Source organism: Actinacidiphila sp. bgisy144, assembly GCF_057708105.1.
The window spans coordinates 126,908-140,143 of sequence record NZ_JBYIRM010000005.1 but is presented as its reverse complement, the minus strand read 5'-3'; the positions used below and the strand labels follow the sequence as shown (position 1 = coordinate 140,143).

Sequence of the window (13,236 nt, the reverse complement as noted above, 5' to 3'; positions counted from 1 at the left end):
GCGGGCGGCCGGGGGGCGGTGCCGTGGCCGGCGGGGCGGGCGGCGCCGTCAGCCGAGCCGGACGGTGGTCTGCTGGGTGGCGCCCACCAGGCCGGTGAGGTCGCCGAAGACCAGGCGCAGCGTGCGGCCGGTGGTCGCGGCGGTCAGGGCGTCCGGGCGGGCGGTGACGCGGCGGACCGGGCGGTGCCAGGTGACGGTCAGGGCCGTGGCCTGGCGCGCGGGGTCGGCGACGCAGACGGTCGCGGTGCCGTCCCGGTGCTCGCGGATCAGCACGCACACCGGGGCGCTCGCGGTGATCGGGCCGACGGTCCCGGCGGCGAAGAAGTTGACGGCGGTCAGGCCGAGGGAGGGCACATGGATGCCCTGCTGGTCGCGGCAGTTGGCGAGGATCTGCTGCCGGTCGCGGTCGGCGGCCCGCGCGGCGGTCTGCGCGGCGCGCGCCCCGGGCAGGACCACGTAGGAGCAGTGGGCGTCCACCGGGTCCACGCCGTGGTCGACGTACAGGGTCAGGTAGTCGCGGGTCAGCGGCGTCGCGGACTGGCCGGTGTTGATGTCGTGCCAGGAGCCGGTGCGCGGCTCGCGTACGGCGGTGAGGGTGGCGCGCTCGGGGAAGACGTATCCGGCGACGCCCTCCACGGCGGCCCAGCGCGCGCCGGTGTACGTACGCGTGCCCTGGGTGCCCGGCTGGTGGGCCCCGTCGACGGTCAGCGCGTTGGTGCCGCCGGCGTGCAGGTTGCGGTTGTCCACGACGGTGTCGACCTCGGTGCCGTCAGCGCAGGTGATGCCCGCGTCGAGGCAGACGACCGCGTCGTCCAGGCAGAACCAGGACTTCTTCCCGGTGAGGGTGGAGAACGGGCCCTGGAGGTCCTGGCCGATGGCGGCGTACTCGCCGTCGGTGGCGCCGCCGACCCAGGCGGTGGTGGGGCGGGGCTCGGCGTACGCGCCGCCCTGGCCGTCGGCCAGCGGCAGCAGCGAGGCGGTGGTGCCGGGCAGCCGGTAGGGGTCGACGGTGGGCCAGAATCCGTCGTCGTACTGGGTGTTGTCGCTGTCCAGGTGGAGCTGGGTCATGCCGGAGCCGGTGTGCCAGCCGCGCAGGTTCTCGTTGCCGCCGGTCTCGTAGTGGCCGATGCGGTCCGAGGCCATGCTGATCGAGGCGGCCCAGCCCTTGCGCCGGTGCACGGCCCGGTCCATGGCGGGGAAGAGGCGGTGGCCCACCGGCTCGGCGGCGGCGGGCACCGAGGAGTCGCCGAGGATGCCGTCCAGCAGCGCGATGGAGGCGACCGAGCCGGAGGTCAGCGGGGTCGGGGTGCGCTGCAGCCAGCCCTTGACCGTGCTGTTGAGCCGGGCCCGCAGCTGCGGGTCGGCGGCGGGGGCGAGCGTGGCAAGGGTGCGCGCGAGGGACAGGCCGTCGGCGGCGCCGGACTCCGTGGCCCGCGAGACCGCCCGGCCGCGCACCGCGTCCAGCATCAGGCCGTTGTAAACGACCGGGGCGAAGGCGTCGGTGGCGGCGAAGAAGACGTTGTCCACCTGCGGGTCGCTGATCTGCCAGGAGGTGCCGGCGAGCGCGCTCATCAGCTTGGCCACGTCGCCGAGCCAGATGGCGCCGTAGGTGCCGGTGTAGGCGATGTAGGTGTGCTGGAGGAACGACCCGTCCGCGTAGAGGCCGTCGCCGGTGGTGACGAAGGGAAGGGTGGGCGAGATGGCGGCGACCCCGGTGGTGATCTTCGACGCGTCCGCGCCGAGCGCCCCGCGGATGATCAGCACCCGGCACAGGTCGAGCCGGTTCGCGCCGGTGGACACCGACGTGCCACTGGCCTGCACGATCACCGTCGGGTCGGGCACGAAGTGGTCGATCGCCGCGCAGTAGGCGGCGATCCGGGCGTCGCCCAGGGCGGGGTACAGGAGGTTGGCGGTGTCCTGGAGCGCCTGGGGCGCGCCGATCTGCCAGTCCCACCAGTTGCCGTAGCCGTACCGCGGCAGGTCGGTGGTGTACGCCCGGGCGACGACGAAGTCCATGCCGTCCAGGACCTGTTGGCGGAGTGTGGCGTCGCCGGAGCGGGCGGTGCCCGGGGTGGCGTACGCGAGGGCGAGCGTCTGGAGCCGGGTCAGGCTCGCCGTCACGTTCGCGGAGTCGGCGCCCAGCGGCAGGTCGGTGAAGAGCCGTGTCCTGGCGGCGGTGGTGTCCAGCGCGGCCGCGACGGTCGCCGCCTGGGAGTCGAGCGCGGCCAGCGCCGCGGTGTACACGGCGTCGGACGGGTCGATCGCGCCGCCGCTGACGAGCGCGGCCCACTGGGCGCGCACCGTGGCGTACGGGTCCGCGTCCGCCGCCGTGCCGGCGTACGCCGGGGTGCCGGCGGCGCCGGTGCCGGCGAGCGCGAGGCCGAACGCCGACGCGCCTGCTGTCAGCAGCAGGCCTCGGCGGGAGACGGTGCCGTACGGGGGACGGGAAGCCATGGGCCACCTCCGGGAGCGCGGGAATGCGACCGGTTGTAGCACCGGACCGCAGCGCCCGACAATGCTTTGCGCTCGGATTCAATCGTTCACAAGCAAACGAAAGAAATCGTGCCGATGCGAGCTTGGTGCCACTAGACTGCCGCTACGCCAGGCGAAACCGCCGTCGGAGGGAGCTGCCAGATGCACGCCGAGGAACGACACCAGGCGATCCTGCGCCGGGTGCGCGAGCACGGCTCGATGCGGGTCACGGACGTGGCCGGCGATCTCGGGGTGTCGCCCGTCACCATCCGCAAGGACGTGGAGGTGCTGGCGGAACGGGGCCTGCTGGCCCGGGTGCACGGCGGCGCGATGCTCCCCGAGACCGTGGCGGAGACCGCCCCGGACACCGCGGCGCCCTCCCCCGCGCCCGGGCTGCCCCTGGTGCTGGGCATGATCGTGCCGTCCGCCAGCTACTACTACCCGGACGTGATCAAGGGGGCGCGCGAGGCGGCAGCCGCGCAGGGCGCCCGCCTGGTGCTGCGAGTCTCCGACTACGACCCCGGCGAGGAGCACGCGCAGGCCCGGCAGATGATCGACGGCGGCATCGACGGGCTGCTGATCGCGCCCTCCGGCGAGGTGGGCCGGCCCGGGGCGCCGCACTGGCACGAGGAGCTGCCGGTGCCGACGATCCTGCTGGAGCGCCGCCCCGACGAGAACGCGCCGGCCGTGGAGCACGTCGTCACCGACCACGTCTACGGGGCGCGGCTGGCGGTCCGGCACCTGGTGGACATCGGCCGGCAGCGGATCGCGCTGCTCATGCGGGGCAACACCCCGACGGCGCCGTGGATCGAGGAGGGGTACCGCGCGGGCCTGCGCGCCGCGGGCCTGGCGGCGCCGGAGGACGGCGGTTTCATCGACCTGGGCGGCGAGGGATACGAGGCGGTCAGCTACGACCAGCCGATGACCACGTTCCTGGACGCGGCGGCGGCCGGGCGGATCGACGCGGTCATCGTGCACCCGGAGAACGACGCGCTGGCGCTGCTCCAGCGGCTGCGCGGCCGCGGCCTGGCGGTGCCGCGGGACATCGCCGTGGTCTCCTACGACGACGAGGTCGCCGCCCTCGCCGACGTCCCGCTGACCGCGGTCGCCCCCTCCAAGCACGAAGTCGGCGTCACCGCCGTGGAGTTGCTCGTGCTGCGGGTGCGCAGCCCGCACCGCCCGCGGCGCCGGATGTTCATCCTGCCGGAGCTGCACATCCGGGAGTCGAGCAGCGTTTAGCTTCGCTTGAGTTGCGTTTTCTGTCGATACCCATTGACAACGATCGAACGTAACCGAATGATGGCCGTCATTGTGCTTCGCCTCAGCTTCGAAGGAGCAGCGCCATGACGGCACCTACTCGTAAGACCGCTGTCGCACTCGCGGCGGCGGTCGCCTCCCTCGCCCTGTGCGCCACCGCCTGCGGCGGCTCCTCGGGCACGTCGGACAGCGCCTCCGCCGGCAAGCCGGTGCAGCTCACCTACTGGACCTGGACGAAGAACGCGCAGCAGGTCGTCGACGCGTTCAACAAGACGCACCAGGACGTCCACGTCAAGTACGTGCTGGAGGCCGGCGGCGCCCCCGGCTACGCGAAGGTGATGGCCGCGGTCAAGGCGGGCAACGGCCCGGACGTCTTCAACGTCGAGTACAGCGAGCTGCCGCAGTTCGTCAGCCAGGGCTACGTCCAGGACATCAGCTCCTACGTCGGCAGCAGCGTCACCTCGCAGTTCACGCCCGGCGCGGTCAGCCTGACGAAGCTCGGCGGGAAGAACTGGGCGGTGCCGATCGACATCGAGCCCGAGATGCTCTACTACCGCAAGGACCTCTTCGCCAAGTACCACCTGACCGTCCCCACCACCTGGGCGCAGTTCCGGTCCACCGCGCAGGCCCTGAAGAAGGCCGACCCCAAGGCGGTGCTGACGAACTTCAACACCGACGACCCCACCGTGGCCGCCCTGGCCGCACAGGCCGGCGCCCGCTGGTTCGGCACCTCCGGCGACACCTGGAAGGTCGACTTCGACGACGCGGGCACCCGGAAGGTCGCCGCGTACTGGCAGGGCCTCATCGACGACCACCTGGTCAGCGCGCTGCCGTCGGTCAGCCCGACGGTCCAGGCGAACCAGGCCGGCGGCGTGCAGGTCGCGCTGATCGACCCGCCCTACCAGGCCGCCTACAACCCCTCCACGCTGCCCAAGCAGTCCGGGGGCTGGGCCGTCGCCCCGCTGCCGACCTGGGACGGCAACGCCGCCACCGGCGCGCTGGGCGGGTCCACCTCCGCGGTCAGCAAGAACAGCAAGCACGCCGCCGCGGCAGCTCAGTTCGCCACCTGGATCGCCACCGACGCCGCCGCCGTCAAGGCCCGCGTCGCGGGCGGCGCCTCCAGCGCGCTGCCGGCCGTCCCGAAGCTGGTCGACGTCGCCCAGCAGGCGTTCGACAGCTCCTACTACGGCGACCAGGACCTGTACGCGGCGTTCAAGGCCGCGGCCGCCTCCCTCAAGACCGACTGGGTGTGGGGGCCGACCATGGTCAGCACCACCAGCCACCTGACCGACGGCCTGAACAAGGTCGCCGACGGCGGCACCGTCGCCGCAGCCCTGAAGTCCGCCCAGAGCAAGACCGCGGCCGACATGAAGGCCGCCGGCCTGACCGTCTCCTCGGCGAACTGAGGACCGCGGACCATGGCCGTCCCCGAACCGGCCGCCAGACCGTGGCCCGCCCGCCGGGCGCCCACGTCCCGCGACCGCAAACGCGCCGCAGCCGCCGTGCTGCTCACCCCCTTCTTCGTCCTGTTCGCCGCCGCGATGCTCGCCCCGATCGGCTACGCGATCTGGCTCAGCCTCTTCCGGACGCACCGCTCCGGCCTCGGCTTCGGCGGCACCAGCACCGTCTTCTCCGGCCTGGCCAACTACACCTCCGTACTGGGCGACCCGGCCTTCCGCAGCGGCTTCGTCCATGTGGCGCTGTACGCGGTGCTGTTCGTCCCGGTGATGCTCGCCAGTGCCCTCGCGGTCGCGATGCTGCTGGACTCCGCGCTGGCCCGCGCCAAGCGGTTCTTCCAGCTCACGCTCTTCCTGCCGCACGTGGTGCCCGGCGTCATCGCCGCCCTGGTCTGGGCGTACCTGTACACGCCCAACATCAGCCCGGTGGTGCGGGTGCTCCAGTCGGTGGGCGTCCCGTTCAACCTGAGCAGCGTCACCACCGACCTGCCCGGCATGGCCAACATCGGCCTGTGGGAGGTGCTCGGCTACAACGTCGTCATCTTCTACGCCGCGCTCCAGGCCATCCCCGGCGAGGTCCTGGAAGCCGCCGTCGTCGACGGCGCGTCCGAGGCCAGGGTCGCCTGGAGCGTGAAACTCCCCATGATCCGCACCTCACTGGGCCTGGTCGGGCTCTTCACCGGCGTCGGGGTGCTCCAGCTCTTCAACGAGCCCTGGATGATGAGCCAGAACGGCGCCGCGGCCATCACCAGCAAGTGGGTGCCGAACATGTACACCTACACCGAGGCGTTCCAGAACGCCGACTACGGCCGGGCCGCGGCCGGTTCGCTGCTCATCGCCCTGGTCAGCGGCCTGCTGTCCTTCGCGGTCACCCGCATCTCGAACCCGTGGAGCCGCGCGTGACCACCGTCGCCGACCCCCGTACCGAGCCGGGCGCCCGACCCGCCGGCCACCGCCCCGCCGCACCCCGCCGGCGCCGCCCCTGGAGCACCTCCAAGATCGCGGTCAACACCGCCCTGGTCCTGGCCGCCGCCTACACCCTCTTCCCGGCCGCCTGGATGCTGCTGGCCGCGGCCAAGACCGGCGCCGGGCTGATGGCGGGCGTCTTCAGCCTCCAGGACCTGGACCTGAGCGGGAACCTGTCCCGGCTGGTCCACCAGGACCACGGCATCTACCTGCGCTGGTGCCTGAACTCCCTGCTGTACGCGGGCGGCGGGGCGGTGCTGTGCGCACTGGTCTCGGTGGCCGCCGGCTATGCCTTCGACAAGTACGCGTTCCGCGGCAAGGAGAAGCTGTTCGCCCTGGTGCTCGTCGGCGTCCTGGTGCCCACCAGCGCCACGGCCATCCCGCTCTACCTGCTCGCCTCCAAGGTCCACCTGGTCAACACCGTCTGGGCGGTGCTGATCCCCTCGGTCGTCAACCCCTTCCTGGTCTACCTCGGCCGGGTCTTCAGCGCGGGCTACGTGCCGGACGAGGTGCTGGAGGCGGCCCGCATCGACGGGGCGGGCGAGCTGCGCATCTTCTTCTCCATCGCCCTGCCGATGCTGAGGTCGGGCTTCACCACGATGACGCTCTTCCAGTTCTCCGCGATCTGGAACGGCTTCTTCCTCGCCCTGATGATGCTCTCCAACCTCAAGCTCTACCCGGTCACGCTCGGCATCTACATCTGGTCGATGCAGGCGGCGACCGACCCGTACATGAAGCCGCTGGCGATCTGCGGGGCGGTCATCGCCGTGGTGCCGGTGGTGCTGCTCTTCCTGTGCCTCCAGCGCTACTGGCGGTCCGGTCTGACCGCGGGCGCGGTCAAGTAGCGCTCGGCGCAGCGCGGTTGGCGCGCGGCGCCCCGACCTCATGCCTTCTTCTGCTTCTTCCGCTTCTCCTTCCTTCTTCCGCCTTCTTCTGCCCCGATCTGCCGAGGAGTTCCTGTATGCCCGTCCCCCGGGTGCCGTCCACACCCGCCGCGAGCGGCCGACCACGAGTGGTACTGGCGATGGACCCGCAGTTCGCCGACGGCTTCTTCGACGACCGCGCGCGGGCCCGGTTCGCCGAGATCGCCGTGTGGGACCCAGCGCTGATCGTGCACGACCTGGACGACCGGCGGGCCGCGGCGGAACTGCGCGACGCCGAGGTGATGTTCGCCAGCTGGGGGGCGCCGGTGCTGGACGAGGAGCTGCTGGCCGCCGCCCCCGCGCTCAAGGCGGTGGTCTACGCCGCCGGTTCGGTGAAGGGCCTGGTCACCGAGGCGTGCTGGCGCCGGGGCCTGACCGTCTCCAGCGGGGCGTGGGCCAACGCGCTGCCGGTCGCGGAGTACACCGTCGCCGCGATCCTCCTCGCCAACAAGCAGATCCCGCAGATCCGCGAGGAGTTCCGCAGGGTGCGCGGCACCCGCCACGCGTGGCGCCACAGCTACCCGGACATCGGCAACTACCGCCGGACCGTCGGCATCGTGGGCGCCTCGCTCATCGGCCGCCGCGTGATCGAGCTGCTGCGGCCGCACGACCTCGCCGTCGTCGTCCACGACCCCTACCTCGACCCGCAGGCGGCAGGGGAGTTGGGGGTGCGGACGGCGGCGCTGGACGAACTGTGCGCGGTCAGCGACGTGGTGAGCCTGCACGCCCCCCAACTGCCCGCCACCGAGGGCATGATCGGTGCCCGGCAGCTCGCCCTGATGCGGGACGGGGCCACCCTCGTCAACACCGCGCGCGGCGCCCTGGTCGACACCGCGGCCCTCGTCCCCGAGGTCACCCTCGGCCGCCTGAACGCCGTCCTCGACGTCACCGACCCCGACCCGCTGCCGGCCGGCTCCCCGCTGTACGACCTGCCGAACGTGACGCTCACCCCGCACGTGGCCGGGTCGATGGGCAACGAGCACTACCGGCTGGCGCACTCGGCGCTGGACGAGCTGGCCCGGTACGCCGCCGGGCGGCCCTTCCGGCACGAGGTCCGGCCGGACCGGCTCGACCGGATCGCGTGAGGGCGCCCCCGCGCACCCGCGCACCCGGCCCCCGTACGCACACCAAGCACCCGCACCCCGCACCCCGCACCCCGTACCGGCACCCGCACCCGCACTCCGCACTCCGCACTTGAAAGGCGCACCCCGATGACGGCGACCCCCACCCGGGCCCAACTCGCCTGGCAGCAGATGGGATTCGGCCTCTTTCTGCACTTCGGCGTCAACACCTTCAACGGCTGCGAGTGGAGCGACGGCACCCTCGACCCGCGGTCCTTCGCCCCCACCCAGCTCGACGCGCGGCAGTGGGCGGACACCGCGGTCGCCGCCGGGGCGCGGTACGTCGTCCTCACCGCGAAGCACCACGACGGCTTCTGCCTGTGGCCGACGGACACCACCGCCTACTCGGTGCGCTCCTCACCCTGGCGGGGCGGGCGCGGCGACGTCGTCGGCGAACTGGCCGCGGCGTGCCGGGAAGCCGGCATCGGGCTCGGGCTGTACCTGTCGCCCTGGGACCGCAACGCCCCCTGCTACGGCGACCCGGCCGCCTACGACGCCTTCTACGCCCGCCAGCTCACCGAACTGTGCACGCGCTACGGCCCGTTGACCGAGTTGTGGTTCGACGGCGCCGGGTCGGAGCACCGTACCTACGACTGGGACTCCGTGATGGAGGTGGTCGACGCCCACCAACCGGACGCCATGGTCTTCAACATGGGCCGCCCCACCATCCGCTGGGCCGGCAACGAGGACGGACTCGCCCAGGACCCCTGCCGCTACGTCACCGACCGCACCGGCATCAGCGTCTACGCCGACCGCGCCGAGGAGCTGGGCGCCGCCCGCTACCTGCCGCCCGAGTGCGACGTTCCGCTGCGCGCCAACTGGTTCTGGCAGCCGGACGACCTGGCCACCCTCAAGAGCCGCGAGCACCTGGCGGCGATCTGGTACCGCTCCGTGGGGCTCGGCGCCGGGCTGCTGCTCAACGTCCCGCCCGACCGCCGCGGCCTCCTCGACGACGCGGACCGCACCCGGCTGTTGGAGTTCACCGGCGATCTCGCCCGCCGCTTCGCCGCCCCGCTGCCCGCCGAGCTGACCGCCCGCGCCGATGGCACCGTCCTCGCGCGTTTTCCGGCACCGGTCACCGCCGACCACCTCGAACTGCGGGAGGAGCTGACCGGCGGGCAGCACATCGAGCACCACGAGATCCTCGCGGCGGACCGGGTCGTCGCCTCGGGCCGGACGGTCGGTGTCCGGCGGGTGCACGCCTTCCCGGCGGTCCGCACCGACGAGCTGCGCATCCGCCTGGCCGGCGGCCCGGCCGCCGCCCTCACCTCGGTCACCGCCTTCGCCACCGGCCACGAGGAGATCCCGCCCCTGTAGCCCCCGCCGCGCCGGCCCGCGTCCGGCGCTTCCCGCGCTTCCGCGCCCCGGCATCCGGCATCCGGCATCCGGCTCAGGGAAGCAGGACGATCTTGCCGTGGGTGTGGCCCTCCTCCAGCTGCCGGAACGCCTCCCGCACCTGGTCGAGCGGGTAGGTCCGGGCGATCGGCACCTCCAGTTCCCCGCGGGCGGCGAGCCGGGCGAGTTCGCCGAGGACGACCGCGGACGCGGCCGCGCCCTCGCCGTAGGTCCGCGCACCGATCTCCGTCGCGGCCCGCCAGTCCCGGATGGTGTTGATCCGCTCCGGCCGCACCCCCAACTCCACGGCGAGCGCCACGTATCCGTTCCCGTACGTGTCGATGAACGCGTCGACCCGGCCGCCGGCGGCGGCCTGCCGCACCCGCTCGGCCACCCCGTCCCCGTACGGGACCGGCACCACGCCCTGCGCCCGCAGCCACGCGTGGTGCCGTCCGCTCGCCAGACCGATCACCGCGGCTCCGCGCCGCCGCGCCAACTGGACGGCCAGCGACCCGACGCCGCCGGCCGCGCCGGACACCACCACGGTGTCCCCCGGTCCGGGGTCCACCGCGAACACGGTGGCGTACGCGGTCGTGCCGGCCACGTACAGCGACCCGGCCACCTCCCAGCCCAGCCCGTCGGGGACGGCCACCACGTTCACGTCGTCCACCACGACGAACTGCGCGTGGCTCGCCCGGCGATGGGTGAAGCCCAGCACCGCGTCCCCCACCCGGAAGCCCCGCGCGCTCGACCCGGCCGCCACCACCACACCCGCCAGGTCGCTGCCCTGCCCCGACGGGAACACCGCCGGCCACCGGTCGTGCAGCGCGCCCTGCCTGATATGGGCCTCGCCCGGCTGGATACCGGCCGCCCGCACCTCCACGAGCAGTTGTGCCGCACCGGGCTCCGGCCGCGGCACCTCCTCCACCCGCAGTACGTCGATCCCGCCGTACTCGTGGAACCGCACTGCCCGCATCACGTGACCGCCCTTCCGCCCGGGTGCGCACCGGCGAACTCCCGCCGCGCACACGTCTCCAACGACGGGCGGGGCCGATCCCTTCCGTCCGGCGGCGCCGCGGTGCCCCCGGCTCTGCCGTCGGCCAGAGTTCACCGACAGTTCGGCGGAGGAGCGTTGCCCCTGTCGCCCCTGCAACTGCCCCCAAGGCTGCCCTCTTTGCCGTGGTGGCGAGCCGCGCGCGAACCTAACGTGTGTCGGTGGAGAGCTCCACCGACACCGAGGACGGCGATGGCCATGCGCAAGGCCCGGGACGAACACCATGCGGCGAGGTCCGCGCCACCGTCCCGGCCGTCGGCCTCCGCACCGCGGCCGGGCCTGGCCGCGCTCCAGCGCAGCGCGGGCAACGCGGCCGTGGTGCAGGCGCTGCGGGACACCGGCCGCCTCCAGGAGGAGACCGAGCAGCCGGACGCCGGCACGCAGATCAAGGACGTGACCTCCCGGGGCGGCGCACCGCTGGACCCGGTCAGGCGCGCGAAGGCCGAGTCCGTGTTCAAGGAGGACTTCTCCGACGTGCGGCTGCACACAGATACGGTGGCGCAGCGCTCCGCGGTGAACGTCGGCGCGCACGCCTACACCGTGGGCAACAACATCGTCGCCGGCTCCGGCAGCATCGACGACCGCACCCTGTTCCACGAGCTGACCCACGTCTCCCAGCAGCGCAGGGGCCCGGTCGCGGGCACCGACCGCGGCGACGGCGTGCGGGTGTCGGACCCCGGCGACCCCTTCGAGCGGGCGGCGAGCGCCAACGAGCGGCTGGCCGACACCGCGGCCCCCGTGCAGCACCACGCGGGTGACGGCCACGACCACGGGCCCGGCGAGGCGCACGCCCACGGCGACGCGCACGGCGCTCCGGTGCAGCGCAGCGCGGCGCTGCCGGCCACCGTGCAGCGCGTGGCGTCGCCGGGCGAGGGCCCGGCGGAGGACGCGGAGCAGCCGCGCCACCGGGTGCTGGTGGTCTGCGACGAGAGCGGGCTCGGCCTCGGCGGCGTGCCCGTCTTCAACATGGAGCTGGTCAAGGGCCTGCACCACGACAACGACGTCACCATGCTCACCGTCAACGCCCGCGAGGACTACGACCACGCGAAGGCGACCAGCCAGCACGACGGCGTCCGCATCGTCAACGCCTCGGTCCCGGGGGTGAAGGAGGGCCGCGACCGCCTCGACAAGGTCGCCGGCGGCTCGCCCGACCAGTACGGGCTGCCGACGTCCGCGAAGGCCTTCGACATCGTCATCGGCCACTCCCGCTTCTCCGGTCCCGCCGCCCAGAAGATCCGCGACTCCTGGTACCCGGGCGCACGCGTGGTGCACTTCCTGCACACCAGCCCCGTACGGCTGGACAAGATCAAGAAGGAGCCGAAGAAGGGCGCCGAGAAGGCCATCAAGGAGCGCAAGGCCATGCAGCAGGCCGACCTCGTGGCCGGCGTGGGCACGCTGCTCGCCAAGGAGGCCGAACGGCTCTCGGAGGGCGTGCTGCGGGTCCCCGCGCTGCACGACTTCGTGCCGGGCACCGAGGTCGGCACGCCGGTCGCCTCGCCCGTGGCCCAGCAGGCCGACGGCCAGGTGCACCTGCCGCGGACCCTCAAGGTGCTGCTGCCCGGGCGGGCCTCGGACGAGATCAAGGGCGTCGAGGCGGCCGTCCAGGCGATCGGCATCCTGCGCCGCCCGCAGAACCAGGGCGGCCGCGGGCTCGACGTCCACATGACGATCCGCGGCACTCCGGACCCGCACGAGGACCCGGAGAAGTACGCCAAGTGGAAGGCGATCGTCGACGCCCACGGCGAGGGCGGGGTCACCATGCTCCCCTTCAGCAAGAACCCGGCGGACCTGGAGCACGACCGGGAGACCACCCACGCGGTGATCATGCCGTCGCTGCACGAGGGCTTCGGGCTGGTCGCCACCGAGGGCGCCGGCCGCGCCCTGCCGGTCCTGGTCAACGGGGAGAGCGGCGCGGCCCAGTTCCTGTCGCAGGTGACCAGCGGTTCCTTCACGGGCGTGGTCGACGCCCCCTTCGAGGTCGACTCCGCCGGCGGCAAGGAGGTCGCGGGCGGCGCCGACGCGCGGGCGCAGGCGTGGGCGGCGGCCATCGAGGGCCTGCGGAGCAACCTGCCGGGCGCGCGGGCCGAGGCCGAGGAGCTGTACGAGCTGCTCAAGGGCTACTCCTGGCGGCACGCCGCCCAGGCGCTGGTGACGGCGACCATGCGGACCGCGCCGCCCCTGAAGGACAAGTCCCGCCGCGAGGCCGAGCCCCACCGCGGCGCGGTCACCCGCCAGGGCCTGGGCGGCGCCGTGGAGGAGGTCGAGGGCAAGCGCGACAACTGGGCCCCGCACGCCTACTGGGACGGCTCCTCCCCCGAACCGGCCGGCGCCTGGGCCGAGGAGGAGCAGCTCGCCCACATGAAGAAGCTGGCCGTGGCGATGAAGTCCGGGCCCAGGCGGAGCAACACCGTGGAGATCCGCTCCCGGGGCCGCCACACCGGCATCGACGGCAAGGAGCGCCCCCGCCCCAAGGACAAGAAGGCCTGGTACTGACCCCGCCCGCCCCGCGGCCGCAGCCCCACCGCCCCCGGCGCCCCCCGCGCCCGGCGAACACCCCTGCGGCCGCGCGGCGTTGCCCCGCGCCGCCACCCGCTGCCCGCCACCAACGCCGAAGGCCCCGTGGATCTCTCCACGGGGCCTTCGACCTGCTG

Annotated in this window: 9 protein-coding genes; 7 read left to right on the top strand and 2 right to left on the bottom strand. The window is 73.3% G+C overall.

What is annotated here, in order from left to right:
• Positions 1–48: 48 nt before the first annotated feature.
• Complete coding sequence (locus AC3EVP_RS07905; RefSeq protein WP_435127565.1) at positions 49–2,454, bottom strand: polysaccharide lyase 8 family protein; 2,406 nt, start codon at positions 2,452–2,454, stop codon at positions 49–51.
• Between the two features lie 180 nt (positions 2,455–2,634).
• Here AC3EVP_RS07905 and AC3EVP_RS07900 point away from each other — a divergent pair, with 180 nt between their 5' ends.
• The 6 genes from AC3EVP_RS07900 to AC3EVP_RS07875 all read left to right on the top strand — a co-directional run bounded on the left by AC3EVP_RS07900 (position 2,635) and on the right by AC3EVP_RS07875 (position 9,513).
• Positions 2,635–3,711: a LacI family DNA-binding transcriptional regulator gene (locus AC3EVP_RS07900; RefSeq protein WP_435127563.1), complete on the top strand. Its 1,077-nt coding sequence runs from the start codon at positions 2,635–2,637 to the stop codon at positions 3,709–3,711.
• Positions 3,712–3,815: 104 nt separating this feature from the next.
• Entirely contained in the window at positions 3,816–5,135 is a 1,320-nt protein-coding gene (locus AC3EVP_RS07895) for an ABC transporter substrate-binding protein (RefSeq protein ID WP_435127561.1), read from the top strand.
• A 12-nt stretch (positions 5,136–5,147) separates the two neighbouring features.
• On the top strand, positions 5,148–6,089 hold the full coding sequence (locus AC3EVP_RS07890) for a carbohydrate ABC transporter permease (protein WP_435127559.1): 942 nt from the start codon (positions 5,148–5,150) through the stop codon (positions 6,087–6,089).
• A complete protein-coding gene (locus AC3EVP_RS07885) occupies positions 6,086–6,997 on the top strand; it encodes a carbohydrate ABC transporter permease (RefSeq protein ID WP_435127557.1) in 912 nt (303 codons plus the stop codon). The genes AC3EVP_RS07890 and AC3EVP_RS07885 overlap by 4 nt, the downstream gene beginning before the upstream one ends.
• 116 nt (positions 6,998–7,113) lie before the next feature.
• A complete protein-coding gene (locus tag AC3EVP_RS07880) occupies positions 7,114–8,160 on the top strand; it encodes a hydroxyacid dehydrogenase (RefSeq protein WP_435127555.1) in 1,047 nt (348 codons plus the stop codon).
• Between the two features lie 126 nt (positions 8,161–8,286).
• Positions 8,287–9,513, top strand: a complete 1,227-nt coding sequence (locus tag AC3EVP_RS07875) for an alpha-L-fucosidase (protein WP_435127553.1) — start codon at positions 8,287–8,289, stop codon at positions 9,511–9,513.
• A 73-nt stretch (positions 9,514–9,586) separates the two neighbouring features.
• Here the strand turns inward: AC3EVP_RS07875 and AC3EVP_RS07870 are convergent, their stop codons facing one another.
• Complete coding sequence (locus tag AC3EVP_RS07870) at positions 9,587–10,507, bottom strand: NADP-dependent oxidoreductase (protein ID WP_435127551.1); 921 nt, start codon at positions 10,505–10,507, stop codon at positions 9,587–9,589.
• Between the two features lie 270 nt (positions 10,508–10,777).
• On the opposite strand from AC3EVP_RS07870, the gene AC3EVP_RS07865 reads away from it, so the two are divergent.
• Entirely contained in the window at positions 10,778–13,078 is a 2,301-nt protein-coding gene (locus AC3EVP_RS07865; protein ID WP_435127549.1) for an eCIS core domain-containing protein, read from the top strand.
• Positions 13,079–13,236: the final 158 nt, after the last annotated feature.

Bases quoted from the DNA above. Each gene is read 5' to 3' on its own strand.
- AC3EVP_RS07875 (WP_435127553.1), top strand. From the start codon at position 8,287: ATGACGGCGACCCCCACCCGGGCCCAACTCGCCTGGCAGCAGATGGGA.
- AC3EVP_RS07900 (WP_435127563.1), top strand. From the start codon at position 2,635: ATGCACGCCGAGGAACGACACCAGGCGATCCTGCGCCGGGTGCGCGAG.
- AC3EVP_RS07890 (WP_435127559.1), top strand. From the start codon at position 5,148: ATGGCCGTCCCCGAACCGGCCGCCAGACCGTGGCCCGCCCGCCGGGCG.
- AC3EVP_RS07870 (WP_435127551.1), bottom strand. From the start codon at position 10,507: ATGCGGGCAGTGCGGTTCCACGAGTACGGCGGGATCGACGTACTGCGG.
- AC3EVP_RS07865 (WP_435127549.1), top strand. From the start codon at position 10,778: ATGGCCATGCGCAAGGCCCGGGACGAACACCATGCGGCGAGGTCCGCG.
- AC3EVP_RS07905 (WP_435127565.1), bottom strand. From the start codon at position 2,454: ATGGCTTCCCGTCCCCCGTACGGCACCGTCTCCCGCCGAGGCCTGCTG.
- AC3EVP_RS07880 (WP_435127555.1), top strand. From the start codon at position 7,114: ATGCCCGTCCCCCGGGTGCCGTCCACACCCGCCGCGAGCGGCCGACCA.
- AC3EVP_RS07895 (WP_435127561.1), top strand. From the start codon at position 3,816: ATGACGGCACCTACTCGTAAGACCGCTGTCGCACTCGCGGCGGCGGTC.